The sequence below is a fragment of the Glaciecola sp. HA4-3 genome, assembly GCF_055693685.1.
Genome location: NZ_CM146340.1, coordinates 2,853,867 through 2,873,689 on the forward strand (window position 1 = coordinate 2,853,867; position 19,823 = coordinate 2,873,689).

General features: G+C 40.4%; 20 protein-coding genes and 1 pseudogene. 4 read left to right on the forward strand and 17 right to left on the reverse strand.

The genetic code is table 11. The features are described 5' to 3' along the window. Window positions 1-31: 31 nt before the first annotated feature. On the reverse strand, window positions 32-1,003 hold the full coding sequence (gene moaA, locus ACZ1G6_RS13725) for a GTP 3',8-cyclase MoaA (RefSeq protein ID WP_472616794.1): 972 nt from the start codon (window positions 1,001-1,003) through the stop codon (window positions 32-34). A gap of 118 nt (window positions 1,004-1,121) precedes the next feature. Between moaA and ACZ1G6_RS13730 the strand changes: the two genes are divergently transcribed. Then, on the forward strand, window positions 1,122-1,925 hold the full coding sequence (locus tag ACZ1G6_RS13730) for a hypothetical protein (protein WP_472616795.1): 804 nt from the start codon (window positions 1,122-1,124) through the stop codon (window positions 1,923-1,925). A gap of 359 nt (window positions 1,926-2,284) precedes the next feature. Further along, window positions 2,285-3,091, forward strand: a complete 807-nt coding sequence (locus tag ACZ1G6_RS13735) for a hypothetical protein (RefSeq protein WP_472616796.1) — start codon at window positions 2,285-2,287, stop codon at window positions 3,089-3,091. 80 nt (window positions 3,092-3,171) lie between these two features. Here the strand turns inward: ACZ1G6_RS13735 and ACZ1G6_RS13740 are convergent, their stop codons facing one another. Together ACZ1G6_RS13740 and ACZ1G6_RS13745 are read right to left on the reverse strand one after the other, a co-directional pair. After that, window positions 3,172-4,497: a hypothetical protein gene (locus ACZ1G6_RS13740; protein WP_472616797.1), complete on the reverse strand. Its 1,326-nt coding sequence runs from the start codon at window positions 4,495-4,497 to the stop codon at window positions 3,172-3,174. Then, window positions 4,475-5,440 carry a putative Ig domain-containing protein gene (locus tag ACZ1G6_RS13745; protein WP_472616798.1) on the reverse strand — a complete coding sequence of 322 codons (966 nt, stop codon included), beginning with the start codon at window positions 5,438-5,440 and terminating at the stop codon, window positions 4,475-4,477. Before ACZ1G6_RS13745 ends, ACZ1G6_RS13740 begins: the two co-directional genes overlap by 23 nt. A gap of 327 nt (window positions 5,441-5,767) precedes the next feature. Here ACZ1G6_RS13745 and ylqF point away from each other — a divergent pair, with 327 nt between their 5' ends. Further along, window positions 5,768-6,769, forward strand: coding sequence for a ribosome biogenesis GTPase YlqF (ylqF, locus tag ACZ1G6_RS13750; RefSeq protein ID WP_472616799.1), 1,002 nt, complete (start codon window positions 5,768-5,770; stop codon window positions 6,767-6,769). Here ylqF and ACZ1G6_RS13755 read toward each other — a convergent pair. After that, the gene (locus ACZ1G6_RS13755) at window positions 6,762-7,685 is read right to left on the reverse strand and encodes a choice-of-anchor H family protein (RefSeq protein ID WP_472616800.1); all 924 of its coding nucleotides are present in this window, start codon (window positions 7,683-7,685) and stop codon (window positions 6,762-6,764) included. The two genes, ylqF and ACZ1G6_RS13755, sit on opposite strands and share 8 nt — an antisense overlap. Window positions 7,686-8,250: 565 nt before the next feature. Between ACZ1G6_RS13755 and ACZ1G6_RS13760 the strand changes: the two genes are divergently transcribed. Next, window positions 8,251-11,208 (forward strand): TonB-dependent receptor, encoded by a 2,958-nt coding sequence (locus tag ACZ1G6_RS13760; protein ID WP_472616801.1) that lies wholly within the window; start codon window positions 8,251-8,253, stop codon window positions 11,206-11,208. A gap of 38 nt (window positions 11,209-11,246) precedes the next feature. Here ACZ1G6_RS13760 and ACZ1G6_RS13765 read toward each other — a convergent pair whose 3' ends face one another. The 13 genes and pseudogenes from ACZ1G6_RS13765 to rpsS all read right to left on the reverse strand — a co-directional run bounded on the left by ACZ1G6_RS13765 (window position 11,247) and on the right by rpsS (window position 19,817). Then, window positions 11,247-12,371 (reverse strand): glutathione S-transferase family protein, encoded by a 1,125-nt coding sequence (locus ACZ1G6_RS13765; RefSeq protein WP_472616802.1) that lies wholly within the window; start codon window positions 12,369-12,371, stop codon window positions 11,247-11,249. A gap of 248 nt (window positions 12,372-12,619) precedes the next feature. Beyond that, entirely contained in the window at window positions 12,620-12,880 is a 261-nt protein-coding gene (locus ACZ1G6_RS13770) for a hypothetical protein (protein WP_472616804.1), read from the reverse strand. Then, entirely contained in the window at window positions 12,834-13,319 is a 486-nt protein-coding gene (locus ACZ1G6_RS13775; protein ID WP_472616805.1) for a spondin domain-containing protein, read from the reverse strand. The genes ACZ1G6_RS13770 and ACZ1G6_RS13775 overlap by 47 nt, the downstream gene beginning before the upstream one ends. Further along, window positions 13,270-13,464: a hypothetical protein gene (locus ACZ1G6_RS13780; protein ID WP_472616806.1), complete on the reverse strand. Its 195-nt coding sequence runs from the start codon at window positions 13,462-13,464 to the stop codon at window positions 13,270-13,272. Before ACZ1G6_RS13780 ends, ACZ1G6_RS13775 begins: the two co-directional genes overlap by 50 nt. A gap of 14 nt (window positions 13,465-13,478) precedes the next feature. Continuing rightward, window positions 13,479-13,961 carry a spondin domain-containing protein gene (locus ACZ1G6_RS13785; protein WP_472616807.1) on the reverse strand — a complete coding sequence of 161 codons (483 nt, stop codon included), beginning with the start codon at window positions 13,959-13,961 and terminating at the stop codon, window positions 13,479-13,481. A gap of 10 nt (window positions 13,962-13,971) precedes the next feature. Then, window positions 13,972-14,325 carry a spondin domain-containing protein gene (locus ACZ1G6_RS13790; RefSeq protein ID WP_472616808.1) on the reverse strand — a complete coding sequence of 118 codons (354 nt, stop codon included), beginning with the start codon at window positions 14,323-14,325 and terminating at the stop codon, window positions 13,972-13,974. Window positions 14,326-14,462: 137 nt separating this feature from the next. Continuing rightward, window positions 14,463-17,384: an EAL domain-containing protein gene (locus tag ACZ1G6_RS13795; protein WP_472616809.1), complete on the reverse strand. Its 2,922-nt coding sequence runs from the start codon at window positions 17,382-17,384 to the stop codon at window positions 14,463-14,465. A gap of 234 nt (window positions 17,385-17,618) precedes the next feature. Next, window positions 17,619-17,876, reverse strand: coding sequence for a 30S ribosomal protein S17 (rpsQ, locus tag ACZ1G6_RS13800; protein WP_472616810.1), 258 nt, complete (start codon window positions 17,874-17,876; stop codon window positions 17,619-17,621). Between the two features lies 1 nt (window position 17,877). Further along, window positions 17,878-18,069, reverse strand: coding sequence for a 50S ribosomal protein L29 (rpmC, locus tag ACZ1G6_RS13805; RefSeq protein WP_472616811.1), 192 nt, complete (start codon window positions 18,067-18,069; stop codon window positions 17,878-17,880). Then, window positions 18,069-18,482, reverse strand: coding sequence for a 50S ribosomal protein L16 (gene rplP, locus ACZ1G6_RS13810; protein WP_420672602.1), 414 nt, complete (start codon window positions 18,480-18,482; stop codon window positions 18,069-18,071). The genes rpmC and rplP overlap by 1 nt, the downstream gene beginning before the upstream one ends. Window positions 18,483-18,484: 2 nt before the next feature. Beyond that, window positions 18,485-19,187 (reverse strand): annotated as a pseudogene (gene rpsC, locus ACZ1G6_RS13815) (30S ribosomal protein S3). A 9-nt stretch (window positions 19,188-19,196) separates the two neighbouring features. Then, window positions 19,197-19,529 carry a 50S ribosomal protein L22 gene (gene rplV / locus ACZ1G6_RS13820; protein WP_472616812.1) on the reverse strand — a complete coding sequence of 111 codons (333 nt, stop codon included), beginning with the start codon at window positions 19,527-19,529 and terminating at the stop codon, window positions 19,197-19,199. 12 nt (window positions 19,530-19,541) lie between these two features. Further along, on the reverse strand, window positions 19,542-19,817 hold the full coding sequence (gene rpsS, locus ACZ1G6_RS13825; protein WP_284218686.1) for a 30S ribosomal protein S19: 276 nt from the start codon (window positions 19,815-19,817) through the stop codon (window positions 19,542-19,544). Between the last annotated feature and the right edge of the window lie 6 nt (window positions 19,818-19,823).

Genomic DNA, 19,823 nt, shown 5'->3' on the forward strand with positions numbered 1-19,823 from the left:
TAAGATTGCATTAGCAAAAGCGGTCATACGTTTATCCACCTAACATCGCTAAATGAGATGTTGCACCCGTTTGCTTTTCATGTAAAAAATGACTCGGTTTTTTAGTTGGCATAAGTGACTTAATATAATCTTTTAGTTCGTCATGCATCTTCGGTTCAAGTCCCCAGCGTAAATCTTGACCTGATTCAGAAAACAAACATAAGTGTAAATGGCCCAGTGCAGAGACACGCAGTCTATTACAACTGTCGCAAAAATTGCGTTCATAAGGGCTAATCAAACCTACTTTACCTAACAAATCCGGATGTGAAAACTGTCTTGCAGGTCCGCCAAACTTAGGCTTATTAATTTCAACAAAGCCCTTTTCCAATAGCGCAGATTCAATATGAACATTTGATACATGTTGACTCTCAAATAAGGCATGATTGTCACCCGTTTGCATCAGCTCTATAAATCTAAATACTACTGGTTTATCTGCTATATAGCGTATAACTTGATCTAATATTTGTTCATTATATTGCTTCATTAACACAAGATTCAGCTTTACTTCTATGCCTAGCGAAAGCGCTTGTTCGACACCATTTAGGATACTAACAAGGTCATTTGAACCAGTAATTTGTGAAAACTGTCGCGGATCAAAACTATCAACACTGATATTAATACTATCCAAACCGGCTTGTTTCCAAGTATGGGCATATTTGTCTAGACGGTAACCATTCGTCGTCATAGCGACTTTCATAATTTTGTTGTGTTGCGCAGCGTATGATATCAAGTCCGGTAGATCTTTGCGCAAGCTGGGCTCGCCACCCGTTATTCTGAGCTTTCTTGTTCCTAACTCAGCAAAAACATCAATCACGGCCTGACATTCATCAAGGCTTAAGAATTTTGTGTTGTGTCGTTTTTGGTAGCCATCGGGCAGACAATATTGACACGAAAAATTACAGACATCTGTAATTGATAGCCTTAAGTATTCAAATTGTCGCTGATAGCTGTCAGATAAAACCAAAACATTCCTTTTTTATCGAGCTCAATATAATAATTGCACAAGCTACTTGAGATTAACATTTCACATTAATTTGCCGATACGCTTCAAATAAAGCAATGTTTGTCGGTAAATTAATGTAATGCGCCTGAGCACGGACTCACTAAATCATCTTCTTTTTTTGGTCAAAGATGCCGCATCCTCAGACATTGCGCGCTTTACTTTTCACCAAAATGGGGTTACTAAACACCATCAAACTGGGCCTATTACAGAAAGCTTTGAACATCATCGACTAAGCGAAGAGGTTTTTTACTCGCCCTATGAAATTAATTACAAAGACTATCAATTCACGATTACAATAGCCAGTGAGTATTACGCACATATCGAGTTAAGCAACATTCAATTACAGTTTAAAAAAGAACAAATAAAGGAAAATGCGACGCAAAATCAGTTTGGCATATTATTGTCTGAAATAGAGTTATTTAGTAGTCGGGGTACGACCGCGTTTTTAAATGCTTATTTAAGCAAAAATCAAAGTCCCCAACTAAGGCAGAATCTTCCTTTTTATCGAGAAACCTTGAGACTTTTAGTCAGCATGATTACCTTGGTTGAAGGAAATCAATTATTAGAACACTATACTTTGTCACAAACTTCAAATACACGAAACAGTGCAAATTGTAGTGAGCACATGGATAAACAGGTGCCATCCTCTAATGTCAGTCACTTTTGGAAGTCAAGATTCTATTCTTTTGTACAGAGCCTATTAAGTGAATTGGAATCAAAGCAAAATACTACCCTTGCCCTTGGGAACATTATTGAAGATGTGCTACTTAGGAAGGCGCACAACATAAGCTCGTCAGTAAGCCAAACTGCTACTTTACTAGGTTTACCTGTGAGCACTACACGAAGGCGCTTACAAAAAAACCACAAGGCCTTATTGTTATAACAAAATGCCCGTCTTGGTCTAAGCTATGCGCGCATATTGATATACTCATTCATGGGGAAGTGATGCTTGATTCAATCCATCGCGATATTCGTGAAGTAGTTGCAAGTGCAATCTTAAGTAGATATAAAAAAATATTACGCTTGCCTCTACGCTAATGGGAGTAAGCGAGCCAACGATGTACAAAATGCGAAAAAGTATTTTTTTACAGCATGCATTGTAGAGTACAGATCATATCATTTACGATATCGGTAAGGTTAAATTAGGTATTATGCCTACAGGGAAATAACTAGTTTATTATTATCATTTATGCTTTAGTATTTAGGCAATAGAGCCATAGTTTTGCGCTCAATGGGGGGGATATGAGGTCAAAAAATTTCGTCATTTTACTGATAGTGATAGCAGGCGCCATTGCCTATTTGCTGTTTAATTTGGTGAATCAAGAAGACAACGTGATTGTATCAAGAATTGCTGGTTACTCACAGCAAGGTAATGATGAAAACGCTGCCCCAATTGACATATTTAATAGCAATAAAAAGTCATTTGTACTTGAGCAAGAATTATCGAACAGCAACATCCCTGCATCGATAGAAGAAGTCGAGCAACTTGATCCTGCTGATTTTATTTTATTAGGTTCTGGTCGCGATGGTGATGAGCGTTCAGGCAGGCCAGTTGCAATGATAGAATACAAAGACTTATTAGCTAAATATGGTCTTGGCGATAAGATTTTTGGCACACAAGTTACGCTTGTAGGTATTCAAGCTGATAGCATGCAATTAGAAATTGAAGACTCCTTTCATAATATTGAATTGACTCCTCCAAATTTATTGGATGCCAATAGGCCTCCAACTTACGAATCATATTTAGTCATGTCGCCAAGTGAGATAGGCAATGCACCGAAGATACTTGAACATATTTTACAAATTGTCCCTACAGATTTCATTGGCGGCGGTCAGTTGGTCAATCCGGGCCTAAATCCAGAGCTTTACAAAGACATTGGGTTTATGAAAGATGATGTGCTTACCGCAATTAATAATAGAAGCGTCACTGTGAATATCGAGCTTCAACAAATAAAACGAGAGATACAAACCGCACAAACTCTTGAGTTTAGTGTGTTACGAAAAGGCCGTGAAATAAGCTTGTACTTTGATATGCCCGCACCCCAATAACGCTCATCCTAATAGAAACTATTAATAATAAAAAACCCCAGACTTATCGCTGGGGTTTTTATCAACATGCAACTAAACGTTTAATTTTCACTAAAGGTTAAGTTATCAAACAAAACAACATTATCTTGGGTTCTTGCGTTAAAGTCTGGGAAAACAATCACGTTAGTGATGCCCGTAGTCGCGGCATTACCAATGTAATCAGTAAAATCAAAGGTAAGTACTTCCCATTGATTTACTAAGGTATTTGCCACTTTCTTTTCTTCAAGCGCAGCAGCGCCTACCGAGAACTTTATACCTACATCACTAATTACCGTTTTATAAACTGCAATGCGGACGATTTTATTTGAATTGTCTAATGTGAAATTAGGTACAGATGTTGTTTCTGTTCCCGCAAAAGGTTGACCCGCTAATTCCGCAGTAAAACGTGCAACGGTCGCTGAGCCATTAACCGCATCTGGGTTTGGGTTTGCGATAATTTCAAGTGCGGGGTTTGTACCATTTTCAAACACCAACCAAGTATAATCAGCGCCGGCACCACCGGTTTCAAAATCAATTGTCGCAACATCACCACCAGTTACTGGAGGAGTATCATCGACCACCGCACCATCACGGAAGAACTTCACATTGTCGACTCTAAATACCGTACCATCACTATCTGCTGAAAACGCAGGAAATATCATCACAACATCAATCGCCGATTGATCAAGTGAACCGGATAAGTCAGCAAGATTAAAGGTATAAGTCTGCCATGTATCCAGCGTTGGCGCAGAGTGTGCTTCTTGTGCGCTTGATAAAGGCACTTCAATAAATTGCGCACCATCACCATTACTTTCAATCTTCAAGAACCAATTTTGTGGGCCTCCTGAACTTTGTGTAACCAATTTAAGGTCAAACTGTAAGACGCCAGTATCAGTAAACGCCGAGGCATCAAAAGGCATTCCATTAACTGCACCATCACCGTTTCTAGCAGTATACCCAACGACTGTACCACCTTGTCCATCAGCACGGTCTATTGTGAACTCAGTCACCTGACCTTGCTCAGTATCTGAGTCTGCAACAATAGATGCTTGTGTTACGCCGCAACAAGTCCACGTTGCCCACTGTTCAAGCTCAGCATCATCAAATAAGGTTAACGCTAGGTCAGTTGGTTCACCGCCGGTAACAGGTGGCTCAACAACCGTGGCGCCCTCTTCTAGTATTCTTACATTATCTACTCTAAATACCGTACCATCGCTATCGGCAGAAAACGCTGGAAATATCATAACCAAATCGATACCTGATTGATTTAATGAGCCAGCCAAATCCGACAAATCAAAGGTATACGTTTGCCATGTGTCAAGCACCGGTGCAGCATGTGACTCTTGCGAGCTTGAAAGTGGTAATTCAATAAACTGGCCATAGTTCACCATTACTCTCTAGTTTTAAGAACCAGTTTTGTGGTCCACCTGCACTTTGCGTGACCAATTTAAGGTCAAACTGTAAGACACCTGTATCGGTAAATGCAGACGCGTCAAATGGCATGCCATTTACAGCACCATCTCCATCTCTTGCGGTAAAACCAACAACAGTCCCACCTTGCCCATCAGCACGGTCAATAGTGAATTCAACTACTTGGTCTTTATCTGCGTCATCTGTCACTACGCTTGCTTGTGTAACACCACAACAAGTCCACGTCGCCCATTGTTCTAACTCTGCATTTTCAAATATCGTTAAGGCTACACTAACCGGCGCTTCGGCTACGGTTATCGTAAATGCTTCATTCACAGAATCAGTGCCATCTGAAACACTTAGTTCTACTGGGTAATCGCCAGCTACATCCGGCGTACCAGATAATATACCAGTACTGGTGTCAAATGCGCCCCAAGACGGAAGGGTGATAGAAGAAAATGACAGTGCATCATCATCGACATCGGTTGCAGTGAGTGTGTATGAATACGACATATCAACAGTAGCACTTGTAACACCCGTGCTTGTAATAACTGGCGCTGTATTCACAAATGGAGCCGCTTCTACAACAATTGTAAATGTTTGCGTAACGGTATCGGTTCCGTCAGTGACAGTAAGTGTCACATCAGCATTGCCCACATCCGCTTGAGCAGGGGTTCCAGATAACACACCGGTAGAGGCCTCGAAGCTTAGCCAATCAGGCAAGCCTGTCGCAGCAAATGTAAGGGAATCGCCAGTATCGGCGTCAGTTGCAGTGATGGTATAAGTATAAGCAACATCTTCGGTTGCTGTAGTAATAGCAGTACTTGATATTACAGGTGCACTATTGGCAGGCGGCTCAACAGGAGTCTCCATTTCTACAGGGTCATCACTACTCCCGCCGCATGCAGTAAGCGCAAACATGACACTTGCTGCAAGCGCTAAGGCGCTTTAATTGTATTTTATTATTTGAATTTTTCATCACACTTCTCATCGTTAGCTAAATTAAATTAGCCTGTTCTAAAGGTTCGCGTTCCATTGCTAACCAGAGTTACTTGATACCATATAGGCATGGCAAAAAGCGTTTATGAAATATACACAATTTCATAACACTAAATTTACATTTGCGCGTTCAAGTAGCAATGCAAAGAAGATGAAACGGGTGCTAGAAGGGTTTAGTCGGCGATTTGCTCAGAATTTATGTCCAAATTGATGTAAACTCGCTAAATTCACATAACAAAGGTAAATGAAGTGGCGGTACATTGGTTTCCTGGGCATATGCACAAAGCCCTTAAAGAAATAAAAGAATCACTATCTGAGGCAGATATCCTAATTGAGGTCTTGGATGCCCGTATACCTTATTCAAGTGAAAACCCTGAAATAGCCAAAATTCGGGGTAATAAACCGTGTATTAAAATTCTCAATAAGTCAGATTTAGCCGACCCTGAAATTACCCTACAATGGCAAACGCATCTTGAAACTCAACGAGGGATCAAAACCTTCACGACAACAACACTAGATACAGCTAAAACTAAGCAACTGACAGACTTAATAAAAAAAACATGCGGCCACAAAGAAGGCACTGTAAAGATAATCAAAGCAATGATTATTGGCATTCCTAACGTAGGGAAGTCTACCTTGATTAATATTTTAGCTGGTCGTGTTATCGCCAAAACAGGTAACGAACCTGCGGTGACCAAAAGTCAGCAACGTATTTCAATTGGCAATCAAATTATGTTGTTAGATACGCCCGGCGTACTATGGCCTAAGATTGAGAATCCGCATTCTAGCTATCGCCTTGGTGCATCAGGAGCGGTAAAGGACACCGCATTGGAATATGATGATATTGGCTTTTTTGCTGCTGACTATTTAATCAAGGCCTATCCTGAACTACTTAAAGAACGATTTAAACTAGAAGACATCCCCAATACAGAGATTGAATTTTTGGATCTTGCCGCTGCAAAACGAGGTGCGTTAATGGCTGGTGGGAGAGTTAACTTGCACAAAATTTGTGAAGTGTTAATAAACGAATTGCGCAGTGGTACATTAGGGCGTATCAGCCTTGAAACACCCGACATGCTAAAATCCGAACTTGAAGAAGTTGCCCAAGCCGCAGCTAAGAAACTTGCTGACAAAGCAAAGCGGAAACAAAAATTTAAACAAGGTTCACTCACACCCGACAAGCGAGATCGAAAAGAAAAACGAGAAGAAAAACGCGCTGAACAAAGTCAGCGCATGAAGAAGTCTAAGTAAATTTATTTAATACAAACGTGCGTAATGCAGTAATAAACAATAAAGCCATTATTGTAAAGCCCGACATGCTGCCAGCATTGATGTAGACCTCGTTTAGATAATGATCATCTGCACCTACATCACGGTCAGCGCTTTCAAGCGGCAAAGCATATAATTGGGCTGTATCATCGCTACTAATTGTAGCCACCATGGTGCCATAATCTGCCTCATATAAATCAATCAGTACTTCGTAGTGCCCACTACTAAAACCTGTATCCAATGTCGTGAGCACTTCAAATTCATCATCACTTCTATCATCTGTGATCTCAAAACGATCTGTTGTGAAGTAAAGCTCCCAAGGTCCCCCATTTTTGCTCAAATATAGATCTGCAAATACTAAGGCCTTCGTATTGCTATAATATCCATTAACATCCGCATCAAAAGTGATACTAAAGGTTTGATAATAACCATCGTAATCAATATCTGTAAATAATATACTTTTAGCGTCATAAATGACGAAATCATAATAATTGCTGCTATTAAGTGCTTTAGTATTATTAGCATTACCTTTGCCTTCACCGCCGTTTGCCAATTGGTGCTTTCTTTGTTCTATGATTTGTTCTCGCGTATTTTGCATTATCTGGACTGCTTTGGTTTTACCAAGAGAGTTCAGAGCACTTTGTTGAGCTTGTTGTAGAGTCTGATTAGATTTTGAAACTAATTGTTTGCCATTGTGTTTTACAATTCCTACTTGCACAGATTCTGCTGTTGGTGTGCTTGGCAATTGGATTGCTGACTCAGTAGCGTTTATCGCAAATGAAGCGCTTGGCAGCAATGCTGCCATCGTAACCATAATAAATTGCCTACCTTGTCTTAAAGAAGTTAACCCGATTGAAACATGCTTCGGTGATTTATCTTTTGCATATGGATTATTCATTTTTGTACCTCATCTATTTAATAAGTGTGTTTGGTCGTGGTAAATCAATGTACTTATTAAAACTCATATAAAATGAATAGAAGCTGAACAAAAAATTACTGTGTCAATTATGACCAACTATATTGACGAGAAAAACCAAGCCCTCTTGGTTGACAAGCTGTCATACTCTTTGTCGCTTACTATCTTTTTTATCCCTCAAAATTGGTTGACCAATATTACCGATGAAAAACTGCAACTAAACTACTGCTATTAATAGGACAAGCTTCTAATACTCAATCTCATCTCGTTTTATAAAAATGAGTGCCACGTCTTTTCATCAGGTATTTTTGTTTATTTATCGATATTTTAGGGTGTAAATGACTAATCATTTATATCTTTATTTAAATTGGTAATAACAGAATATCATATTATGCGGAATTAATTATTACCAAAAAGGTTGACCTTTGTTAATTTAATTGTAACTATAAAGTTAATCTATTGTAATAAATGGTGGAAAATTTGGTCAAGAGCACACACAGTAACTTGCCTAAACTTAAATAAAAACATAAAACACATGGGAATATCTATGGAACATAAACTGTCAAAAATCGCATTAGCAATACTCTGTGCTACTGCAGTACAAACTACATCTATTGCTCATGCGCAAGAAGCACAAGCCGCTACAGAAGACGAAGTCGAAGTTGTACAAGTAACTGGTATAAGAGGTTCTTTAATTAGCGCGTTAGCTGAGAAGCGTGAGTCCGATAATCTAGTAGAGGTAATAAAAGCAGAAGACATTGGTAAGTTACCTGACCAAAACTTAGCTGAAGTACTAGAAAACGTTACTGGTATACAAATCACTAGAACGGCAGGTGTCGGTACAGGTGTTCAAATTCGTGGTACCAATGCAAACCGGACAGAAATTAACGGTGTTTCAACCGTAGGATCAGGCGCAGGTAGAAGCGGTATCAACTTTGAAGATGTGTCTGCTGCTATTATTTCTGCAGTAGAAGTAATCAAAGCCCCTTCTGCTAGCACAATTGAAGGTTCAGTGGGTGGTACTATCAACTTAAGAACCATTCGTCCATTGCAATTGTCAGACACCTTAGCTGCGGTGCGTCTGCAAGGCGAAAACAGTAGTTTGTCAACTGACAGCACATTTACACCTAGAGTATCAGGCACCTTTGGTGATAATTGGGAACTAGATGCTGGTCGCTTGGGTATAGTGGTAAGTGCAAGTTATGCTGAGCAAGATGTTACTGCATTTAGGCCTCGCGCTGACCGCGATAACCTTGTTGCTTCAGATAGCGGATTTGCAAGTGCGCAGTCTTTCGATTTTTTACCGATTCAGTTCTTCGTACAAGACTACGATAATTTTGAATACGAAACAGTCAACTTTGCAGGAACTATCGAGTTCGCTCCAAATGATGATCTACGGTTTTTCTTTGATGCCGTTATTAATGATCAAGAACGTTTGCAAGAAAGCTCCCGTATTCAGGCTTCAGGTGTGAGTAATTTACGTGATATTTCTGTACCTGACCAATTTGAAACAGTGAATTTTGGATCCTTAGGTGGCACCAATCTAGGATCTATTCAGGCAGCTCTATCTGGCGTGATACCCGTTGATTTAGCAAATGACGACGATGATCCAAACCTTCGTTTTTCAAGCGATACCAATTCACGTATCACAAAAAGCGAAATCTTTAGGTTTGGTGGAGAGTGGACAGGCGAAGATATGACTGTCACTGCTGAAGTTTCATCATCAAGTTCGGACACGACGACGCCTAGTTTTAATACTACCTTGAACTTTATCAATCCAAATGCACCGCTTGATGCTGGTGGTGCTAACGATAATAGTACACCGTTTATTTATGATTTAAGTGGCGGCGCGTTAACCTTTGGTATTGCCAGTGATGAACCGTTCGGTCCCTCTAGCGCACAATTACTTGACCCTGCTAACGTGGTATTACGTGATGTTAATATTGGCCAAAACGTAGCAGAAAATAGCGAAGACGCTTTACGTATTGACGCCACCTATTTCTTAGAGGGTATGTTTACATCAGTTGATTTTGGTTATCGATATAGCAAAACAACCAGTCTTCGTGACCAAATAAGTTCTAGTGTTGGCTTACGGAGTCTATCTGATAGTCCACGTGGTAGTTTATTTGCAGATTTACTGGTAGCTGGCCCAACAAACTTTAACGAAGCTGATGGCCGTGACCTGTATGTACGTGATTTCTTGCTTATTAATCCAGAGCTAGTTGCTTCTAATCCAGATGCTGTGCTTAATAGACTGCAAGGCGCTATTGATGAAATTGGCGGTACAAGACAAATAAATGAGCCTACTTCAAGTTCTGCTGGTTTCTTTGACATTGAAGAAGAAACAAATGCACTTTATGCGCAAGCAAATTTCGAATATGAAATATTCCGAGGTAACATTGGTGCACGATATATTGATACCGAAGTTAGCTCTTTAGGTAACTCAATTACCCAAGATGCAGACGGTAACCAACTAGTATCACAAGTTGTTACTAAAGGTGACTATGATTTCTTATTACCACGTATTAATGTTGTTGCAGATGTCAGCGATGACGTGCTTATAAGAGCGGGCTTAGGTAAAGATATCAGAAGACCAAACTTCAATGACTTATCTACCTCTGTTACTTTCTCTACGAGTCCAAATCCACCAGTTGCTATTGGTAACCCAGGGCTTGTGCCAGAAGAAGTGCTCTCGTTTGACTTATCGGCTGAATGGTACTTTGCACCTGCAAGTGTCGTGAGCGTCGGTATCTTCTACAAAAAACGTAGTGACTTATTTGTTAATGAAGAGGTGAGTCCATTTGAAGATCCAGTGACTGGGTTCCGTGATGTCACAGCTCCGTGTGAAGGGGGTGGTTTATTCAACCCAATTGCGGATGTAAACGTATTTGGTCCAGACGGTGGTGTGGGCGTTTGTGTTCCTACTTCAACACGTATCAATGATACCGGTGAAACTACTCAGAAAGGTTTGGAAATTGCGGTACAGTACGATCTTTCACAATTTGAAGATGACCTAGGTTGGGCATCAGGTTTTGGTGTATTAGCTAACTACACCAAACAAGATTTCTCTGGTGGTGAGTCTGAAAACAGTGCTACCAGTAGAGCAGATGCAGTATTTGCTTCAACAACGGGAGTAGATGGTATAGATGTTAGAGCAATACAAGGATTGATTGATTTATCAGAGAACGCGTATAACTTTACCCTGTATTATGAAAAATATGGTCTTTCTGCTCGTATGCGTTACACATGGAGAGAAGCGTATCGTTCAACTGACTTTGGTAGTACTTCAAGCTTCCCATGGGGCTTCCCTGTTGTGCAAGAAGATAGAGGTCAGTTAAACGCAAGTGTCTCTTATGATATAAATGAGCAGTTAAATATTGGCGTAGAAGCGATCAATTTAACAGAATCTGAAGTAGAACAATCTTGTGTAAATGAAGGTGCTTTATTCTGCTATCAAGGTTTGACAGACCGTCGCGTGACTGTTGGTGTAAACTATAGGTTCTAAACGTTTTTAATAAAAACAGTGAAACGGAAAAACGCGGTTTATACCGCGTTTTTTATTTTTGCATGCTCCCAATATAGCTTATTGCGCCGACGTTCAATTGGATGATTAATTTTAATTTGCATAGCATCATAAGCCCCTATCCTTCTTAGCCATTTGTCTACGCCGGACTTTTCACTATCACCAAGCGACTGATAGAAATTTACAGGCCGTTGTAGCATCCATTGCGCATAAGTATTGATATAGCGTGTTTCAGTCGTATCTAGTACCGTAAACTCTGTTTTTCCTAAAAATCTAGGCAACCTCTCATTAGGTTTATCTTCAATTCTTTTAGAAACCCTTCTCACTGTTTCCTCAAGCACCGGGAACTGTTGTGTAAACATTATATTGAAAATTTCATCCAGTGACTCAGGCACACACGCTTGGCTATCCCAAGATGCATCCAGTGGTGTTAAATCTTGCATCGCCTCAACCCAACTAGCAACCCTTGGTGATGCAGACTTCATCACTTCACCAGAATATGGATCACGATATAGGTGGGCGTATAAAGGGCCGATTAAACCAAAATCCGCTATGCTTGGTAAGCCTCCAAAAACGAATTTATGCGAAGCTAGGTGTTTATCAAAAACGCTTAAGAATCTTAGGTAGCTTTGCTCAATAGCTCGGTAATTATATTCAGAAACGCCCAATACTGGTTTATATAAGCGGCCAAAATATAAGGCGGGTACAAAGGCCATAAATGGCCTTAAAAACGCTGGTGCTTTAGGGAAAGCTGTTGCACCGAACTCCTTTAGAATGAACCATAGATGTCGCTTTTTATAATGCCATCGGTAATGCATGGCAGGCAGCAACAGCCATTCATCAGCAAACAATTCTAATAGTAAAGCAGCTAACCTTTGCTGCGGTGACGAAGGATATACTGAACTTTTGGTATGCTCTGCCTCAAGCGCATCTATAATTGCCGTTGTGTCTTGTAAGTATTCTCCATCAGGCGTTTTGACAACGGGGATCATACGCATTCCAGTATTGGGGTAGAGCTCCTGTTTAATTACCCTTGCACTTGGTGTGACTTCTGTAAACTCCAGTCCTTTATAACGCAAGTAAGCCCGTGTTTTACCACTAAACAGTGATACTTCTGCTGCAAAATGGGTATATTGTTTGCTCATTTATATTCATTCCAGTTAAAAATTGCGCACGTATTTATTCTGTCAGGGTTTAGCCATAGCAACCATGCATAAATCAATACAATATGATAAGAAGACCCGTTTTATCCAAGAAAATTTCATCAATAGATAAACGTGAGTGTGTCTAGCATTGGTAGAAAAGCTAAGACAAAGCTGTGCACGCAAGTATATTTATAGGAAAGACAAAAAGGTAGCTGCTTTAAAGACAACTACCTTTTATAGCATGGAGTTTAGCGTGTTCTGGTAATTACAATACGAGCTGTTGGGTTATCAAATCTATCACTTTGATCAAGAATTGATGTGGATAATCCTTCCAAGCTTGGATCATCTGCATTTTCTTGGGTTACGACCCCTGCATGTATCCGTACTGCATTAATCAAATCATCGCGCGCTTGTGCAAAACCAGCAGCAGCTCCACCACCGCCTGCCGCACTAGCAGCAGGACTAAGGCATAGTAGAAGCGGTTTCCGTATTGGCTTCAGTACCGGCATCCCAAGCAGGAGCGATAAACGATACTGTTTGGCCAACTTCCATGTTACTTATATCTTGTGCATTGATACCAGCAAATGCATCATTGGTGTCTACCAACATACTAGCAAATGAAATTTGCACATTATCTAAGTCAAGCTCAGGCACCAATACAGACATTACTTGAGTAGTTTGACCTGGGCCGTTTATTCCAGCACTAGATATAGCGTCTAAAAACCAAATACTGTCCTGTGCTTCGCTTATTAGCATGTCTGGTGATCCACCTTCAGCAAGGATCTCTAAGCCAAGACTTGCTGGCATACTAGAAACAAAAGCATTATATCCAGGTTCATGCACAATAATCGCACTAGGTGCCATGGGTTGACCATGAGTTAAATTGACCACTGTTACATTAAATGCACCAAAACCACCGGATGGGCCAAGGCGCACCGTCTTGGCCATCAGCTCCATCGTTACCATCACCTCCAGCTGGACCTTGCTCCCCTTGAGGACCTTGAGGGCCTATCTCGCCATCATCGCCTTCGCATGCAGATAGTAATATTGCTGCCAAAACAATAGACAGCATTTTCAATTTAGTTGAATACATATTATTCTCCTCAATTATGATGCTGGAACAACGATAGTGACCTTTGCTACAGGGTTTAACCATCTATGTACGGTTGAATCAAGATCACTGGCACCTGCATCGTTTGATGTATCGCCTAGCGTGTTTCGGTGAATATGCACAGGACCATCCGTTCCATCAATTACTTCGTTATCGTTTGTTAAGGCTGAACCGTCGGCGGCAAAACCAACCTTTGCAGCAACGCCCGAACCGCCAGTTCCCATTGAAGGTGCAATGGGTTCTGCACCAGCACCTGCTACACCTGGGACACCATATCCACCAAGTGCCAAGCCACCTTCTTCGACAATATCTGTACGCGTGCTATTGAGTTCGTCATTCAGTTCAGTGCCCGCATCATAGGCATTTAAGTAATAGGTATACGTACCTGGTTGTGTTGGTATTTCGATACTGTCTAGACCGACAAACGCGTCATTGGTAGGAATTAACATCGATGCAATCGATAGATAAGGTTTATCCATAGTGTCAAAACTACCATAAGTTAGAGTGGTAGCGGGTGCGACTAGCCCACCAAAAAAGTGCCAAGGTATTTGACCCATTGTCGGTATCTGCTGGCCCTAAAACAGCTTCAAAATTCTGTCCAGCTGAGGCGGCGTTTTGAGCATCTTGAATTACACCAGCTTCAGCTAACCATGCCAAGGCAGTCGAAGCTTGCTGGCCTACTTCAAATACATCTGCAGCATCAGTATGGGCGACTACTAAACGAGGTGTGAAATAGTTCCCTTGAGTTAGGTTGGTAATACTTATCTGTAAGTCCACTGCTTGAGCGCTAGCTATCGATACTGCTGACAAAATGGTCGCACTGGCTAATTTACTAAGTTTCATAAATCCCTCTTCTTATTCAAGTTTTCAATATTCAGCGACATTACTGAATTGATAACTAGCATAAATAGGATTTCTAACTAAAGTCTCACAAGTGAGTCACGATTTACGACTGTTTTTATGACAAGTAAAAAAGAGAGTTATTGATAAAAGCGTTTGCTAAGTGAGATTAAACTTTCAGGTTTGTGGATTCCATATCCTTGCATGCAATCGATGCCAATTTGATTTAATTTTTGTGCGATTGCGTCATTTTCAACAAACTCGGCAATGGTTTTCATTTCTAAAGCGTGAGCGACTTCTTTAATTGATTTAACCATCACGGTATCGACTTCGTCTTCGATTATATTGCGAATAAAAGAGCCATCTATTTTTATATAGTTAACTGGTAAGTGTTTCAAATAACCATAAGAAGAAAAGCCACTACCAAAATCATCTAATGAAAACTTACAACCCTGTGATTGCAGTTTCTTTATCAATGCAGACAAAGAATGCAGATTTAATACGGCTACTGTTTCGGTTATTTCGAAGCAGATATGGTGATGTGCTATGTTAAATTTGGTAAAACAATCGCTTACAAATGAATAAAAGTTTTCGTCTGCCAGCGATTGTCCACTTAAATTAACTGCCCAATGCTCTTTGTCGCTTAATAATTCTGGATGTTTACTAAGGTGCTTAAATGTATTTGTAATTACCCATCTGTCTATTTTTGCCATGAGTTGGTATCGCTCAGCTGCGGGTATAAACGAACCTGGGTACACTTTGTTATGCTTCTCATCATACATTCTTAATAGAACTTCATAGCCAACTGTTGTTCTTTTGTGGTCAACGCAAGTGATTTGCTGACAATGTAGCTCAAATAAGTCGTTCTCAAGCGCGTTATTTATGGAAACAGCCAATACCATTTCGGTTCGTCGCTCTAATACTTGGGTATTCTCATTTGTATGAACGTGGACTCGGTTTCTGCCAGCATCCTTTGCGACATAGCAAGCGCTATCTGCTAGGCTCATGATGTTTTCAATACCATGATGAGAATCGCTTATTTCAAGTAATCCAATACTCAAGCCCAAGCTATAAATTTTGTTATCAAAGGTAAAGCGATAGTTATTTATTACGCTAATCAGATGCTCTGCTATGTCGTAGGCTTGTTTGCATTTACATTGAGGTAGTAATACACCAAATTCGTCTCCCCCTAGTCGCGCTAACATGCCTTTACCTGTTAATTCGCTCATCAGAATCTGTGTGATTTCGCGTAGTAGTATGTCTCCAGCAGAGTGTCCACATGTATCGTTTAGCACCTTAAATTGGTCTAAATCCATATACATGACACTAAACCCTTGTTCATTAAGATCAGCATCACCTAACATTTTATTGATTTCTAATTCAAATGCTCTTCTGTTATATGCACCGGTTAAAGGATCATGGGACGCTAAATAATTTAACTTTTTTTCAGTCGATTTACGTTTGTCTATATCGATAACTGAACCTTCGATACGTTGCTCTTCACATCCGCGTTTTTCAATGATTCTTGCCGATAACGATATCCAGAACGCGCTACCATCTTTTCGCCGCACTTCAACTTCGTTATCAACGATGCTTTGTGTTGTAAGCGTCATTTCAAGTTGCTTACAAACGCTTTGATCCACAAACATGGCCTCGATAACGCCGTTCTTTTTAAGCGGGAAAGATGAAAGGTCGTCATAGCCGAAGATATTAAGGAATGCTGGGTTAACAGCTGTAAAGTGTTTATTCATATCTAAAAAGAAAATGCCTTCAACACTATTTTCAAATAACTCTTGGTACTTTTCTAAATTATCTATCGCAAGGTATTGTGCTTCCATTCGGTTATGCTTTTCGGATCGAATACGGTCACCTAATGCCATCGACATAAAAAGTGTCGTCAACACCGAACCAATCGTGCCAGAGAACTCTGTAAACCAATTAAACGGGATGATCCCAAATCGAATAGATGCAGAAACAACTGCACCAATGATAAATATACTGCCCGCTATGACATATATCTTGGCGCGCTGGCTCCCTTGACACCACAAAATGACAGCCAATATAAAGCTACCAGTCATTACAAACATCCCTGATGCCAGCACCGCTTGGACATGTATAGCATAGGGTACTAGTGGACTAGCTATTAAGACAAGTCCACTTATGCTGATCAAACCAATAAAAATACGTTTAAATGCGTTTTGAGGTGATAAAAATATAAACGAAAATATTAGATGACTAATGGCCGCGAGTGACGCAGCCAATGGTGTTATACGATCAAACCATACAGCACTGCTAGGCCAAAAAAACTGGTAAGCCAATCCAGATTGCGTGGTTGTCAAAAATGCCATACACAATGCAAACGCCGCAAAGCTTAAAAAAACAGGTTCTTTTGTCCTAACAAAAATAAACAAATTATATACTGCTGTTAGAAACATCGCGCTAAACACAAAAACATAGACAATATAAAAAGAGAGGTTATCGTGATAAAAGTTATCTTCGCTAGAGATAGACAAAGGGACAATTAATGTGCCACTGGTTGTTAACTTTGCAAATACAGTTACGCTAGAGTCCTGCTCTATTAATAGTGGAAAAGCGAATGTAGATACTTTAATTGGCCTAGAATCAAATACTTCCTGATCACCTGTTTTAAAGTAATTTAGCTGCTGGGATAATGTTTGGTTGAAAACGTATACTTCTATATGGTCAATTTGCGAAAACTCATATTCAAGAACATACTTAAGGTTTAGCTTGTCTGTGTTCGTAAATGAAAATTTGAACCAATGGGTGTCTGAGGTAAAACCAAGATCTAACATACTGCTAGTGTTTTTCTTCCACTGATTGCTCGGAACAAGCAATATGTCTTCTATACCCAGAGCATCGCTACTATCGTTAAGGAAGAAAATGGTATCGTGAAACTTTTTAGAATTGGCGTTACCTGAAACGAGCAGGGAATTAGTATCAGCATATCCATTATTAGAAATAGAAATCAATAAGACAAACACAAACCCAAGCAGCGCGCTTGCAATAAAGTTTGACTTTCGAATCTTATGTAAATGTGTCAAGAATCTCATTGTCTCAGTTATCTACTTGCGATATACAATGCTTCATCCAAATATAATCAGCTTTCGACTGAGTTTATCGGCTGAATACACTATTGCCTTACATTTATTAATCGGTAATCAAAAGACCGAGTGTTTTAAGGTTTAATTTCAAATGAAAAGTACCCTTATGTTTTTACAGACAAAAAAAAGGCGCTAATCATAAGATTAGCGCCTTTTAAAGTATTTAGAAAAAGTTTAGCTTGCTACTTTTTCTAGAACGTCAACTAACATCCAAGTCTTAGACTTAGACAAAGGACGACATTCAGTGATTGACACTAAATCGCCTTCGTTGCAAACGTTAGCTTCATCGTGTGCGTGTAACTTTGTAGAACGTTTAATAAACTTTCCGTAAATAGGGTGTTTAATAGTACGTTCAACTGAAACAGTAATGGTTTTATCCATTTTGTTACTCACCACGCGACCTTGTACTGTACGAATTTTTTGTTCAGACATCTTATTCTCCAGCCTTTTGAGTCATAATGGTTTTTACACGTGCGATGTTACGACGTACTGTTTTCATTTGGTTAGTATGTTGCAACTGACCTGTAGAATGTTGCATACGCAAATTAAACTGTTCACGAAGTAATTCAGTTAATTCAGTATTCAACTCTTCTACGCTTTTTTCTCTCAGTTCTGCCGCATTCATTACATCACCGTCCGAGTTACAAAGGTTGTTTTAAATGGTAACTTCGCTGCTGCTAAAGCAAATGCTTCGCGAGCTAGTTCCTCTGGCACACCTTCCATCTCATATAAAACACGACCTGGTTGAATTTGGCAAACCCAGTATTCAACGTTACCCTTACCTTTACCTTGACGCACTTCAAGAGGCTTCTCAGTAATTGGTTTATCAGGAAACACACGGATCCAAATTTTACCCTGACGTTTTACATGACGAGTCATGGCACGACGTGCTGCTTCAATTTGGCGAGCGGTCATTCGACCACGACCAATAGCTTTTAGGCCATAGGTGCCGAAGCTTACTTTACCACCGGCAATAGCAAGCCCACGGTTACGACCTTTATGCATTTTACGAAATTTCGTACGCTTTGGTTGTAACATGATTAGCCCTCTCGCTTAGCGTTACGGCCTTTCTTCTTAGGTGCTGGTGCTGGCTGCTCTTGCACAAGTGGCAAGCCGCCTAGTACTTCACCTTTGAAGATCCAAACCTTAACACCAATAATTCCATATTGGGTTAAAGCTTCAGATGTTGCGTAATCAATATCTGCACGGAATGTATGTAGAGGTACACGACCTTCACGATACCATTCTGAACGTGCGATCTCAGCACCACCTAAACGACCACTCACTTCAACTTTAATACCTAAAGCACCTAAACGCATGGCGTTTTGAACAGCGCGCTTCATTGCGCGACGGAACATAACACGACGTTCCAACTGGCTAGAGATTGAATCCCCAACAAGCTGTGCATCTAATTCAGGCTTACGAACTTCGGCAATGTTCACTTGTGCTGGCACACCAGCAAGCTTAGTGATGTGATTACGTAACTTTTCTACGTCTTCACCTTTTTTACCGATTACTACACCAGGACGAGCAGTGTGTACAGTGACACGTATACTCTTAGCTGGGCGTTCGATTACGATTTTAGAAAGTGATGCATTTTTTAGTTCTTTTGTCAGATACTGACGAACTTGATGGTCACTATATAAATTGTCGGCATATTCTGCTGTATTAGCGTACCAGGTTGATGTCCATGGCTTGCTGATACCTAAGGCGTATACCGGTAGGATGAACCTTCTGTCCCATTATCTACTCCTAGTTATCCGCCACAACCACAGTGATGTGACTGCTACGCTTAAAAATACGATCAGCACGGCCTTTAGCACGTGGACTAATACGCTTCATAGTTGGGCCTTCATCAACAAAGATTTTAGATACTGACAATTCATCAATATCTGCCCCTTCATTGTTTTCAGCATTCGCAATAGCTGACTCAAGAACTTTCTTGATTAGCACTGCGCTTTTCTTTGGGCTGTAAGTAAGCACTTCAAGCGCTTTCTCAACGTGTAACCCGCGGATTTGATCTGCTACCAAGCGTGCCTTTTGAGCCGACGTACGAGCATGACGATGTTTAGCAATTGCTTCCATTTTCTACTCCTCTTATCGTTTGGCTTTCTTATCTGCGACATGGCCGCGATAAGTACGCGTTGGAGCAAATTCGCCCAACTTATGGCCAACCATTTCGTCACTGACATAAACAGGAACGTGCTGGCGACCGTTATGGACTGCAATGGTTAAACCAATCATATCTGGAATAATCATAGAACGACGAGACCAAGTCTTAATTGGTTTCTTGTCGCCTTTTTCCACTGCAGCTTCTACCTTCTTCAGCAAGTGCAGGTCAATAAAAGGACCTTTCTTGAGAGAACGTGGCATGGTGAA

Excerpts from the sequence above, each read along its gene's own strand:
- ACZ1G6_RS13730 (WP_472616795.1), top strand. The coding sequence starts at position 1,122 with ATGCGCCTGAGCACGGACTCACTAAATCATCTTCTTTTTTTGGTCAAA.
- ACZ1G6_RS13735 (WP_472616796.1), top strand. The coding sequence starts at position 2,285 with ATGAGGTCAAAAAATTTCGTCATTTTACTGATAGTGATAGCAGGCGCC.
- ACZ1G6_RS13745 (WP_472616798.1), bottom strand. The coding sequence starts at position 5,440 with ATGTTTGCGCTTACTGCATGCGGCGGGAGTAGTGATGACCCTGTAGAA.
- ACZ1G6_RS13755 (WP_472616800.1), bottom strand. The coding sequence starts at position 7,685 with ATGAATAATCCATATGCAAAAGATAAATCACCGAAGCATGTTTCAATC.
- ACZ1G6_RS13760 (WP_472616801.1), top strand. The coding sequence starts at position 8,251 with ATGGAACATAAACTGTCAAAAATCGCATTAGCAATACTCTGTGCTACT.
- ACZ1G6_RS13765 (WP_472616802.1), bottom strand. The coding sequence starts at position 12,371 with ATGAGCAAACAATATACCCATTTTGCAGCAGAAGTATCACTGTTTAGT.
- ACZ1G6_RS13770 (WP_472616804.1), bottom strand. The coding sequence starts at position 12,880 with ATGCCGGTACTGAAGCCAATACGGAAACCGCTTCTACTATGCCTTAGT.
- ACZ1G6_RS13775 (WP_472616805.1), bottom strand. The coding sequence starts at position 13,319 with ATGGCCAAGACGGTGCGCCTTGGCCCATCCGGTGGTTTTGGTGCATTT.
- ACZ1G6_RS13780 (WP_472616806.1), bottom strand. The coding sequence starts at position 13,464 with ATGTATTCAACTAAATTGAAAATGCTGTCTATTGTTTTGGCAGCAATA.
- ACZ1G6_RS13785 (WP_472616807.1), bottom strand. The coding sequence starts at position 13,961 with ATGGATAAACCTTATCTATCGATTGCATCGATGTTAATTCCTACCAAT.
- ACZ1G6_RS13790 (WP_472616808.1), bottom strand. The coding sequence starts at position 14,325 with ATGAAACTTAGTAAATTAGCCAGTGCGACCATTTTGTCAGCAGTATCG.
- rpsQ (WP_472616810.1), bottom strand. The coding sequence starts at position 17,876 with ATGTCTGAACAAAAAATTCGTACAGTACAAGGTCGCGTGGTGAGTAAC.
- rpmC (WP_472616811.1), bottom strand. The coding sequence starts at position 18,069 with ATGAATGCGGCAGAACTGAGAGAAAAAAGCGTAGAAGAGTTGAATACT.
- rplP (WP_420672602.1), bottom strand. The coding sequence starts at position 18,482 with ATGTTACAACCAAAGCGTACGAAATTTCGTAAAATGCATAAAGGTCGT.
- rplV (WP_472616812.1), bottom strand. The coding sequence starts at position 19,529 with ATGGAAGCAATTGCTAAACATCGTCATGCTCGTACGTCGGCTCAAAAG.
- rpsS (WP_284218686.1), bottom strand. The coding sequence starts at position 19,817 with ATGCCACGTTCTCTCAAGAAAGGTCCTTTTATTGACCTGCACTTGCTG.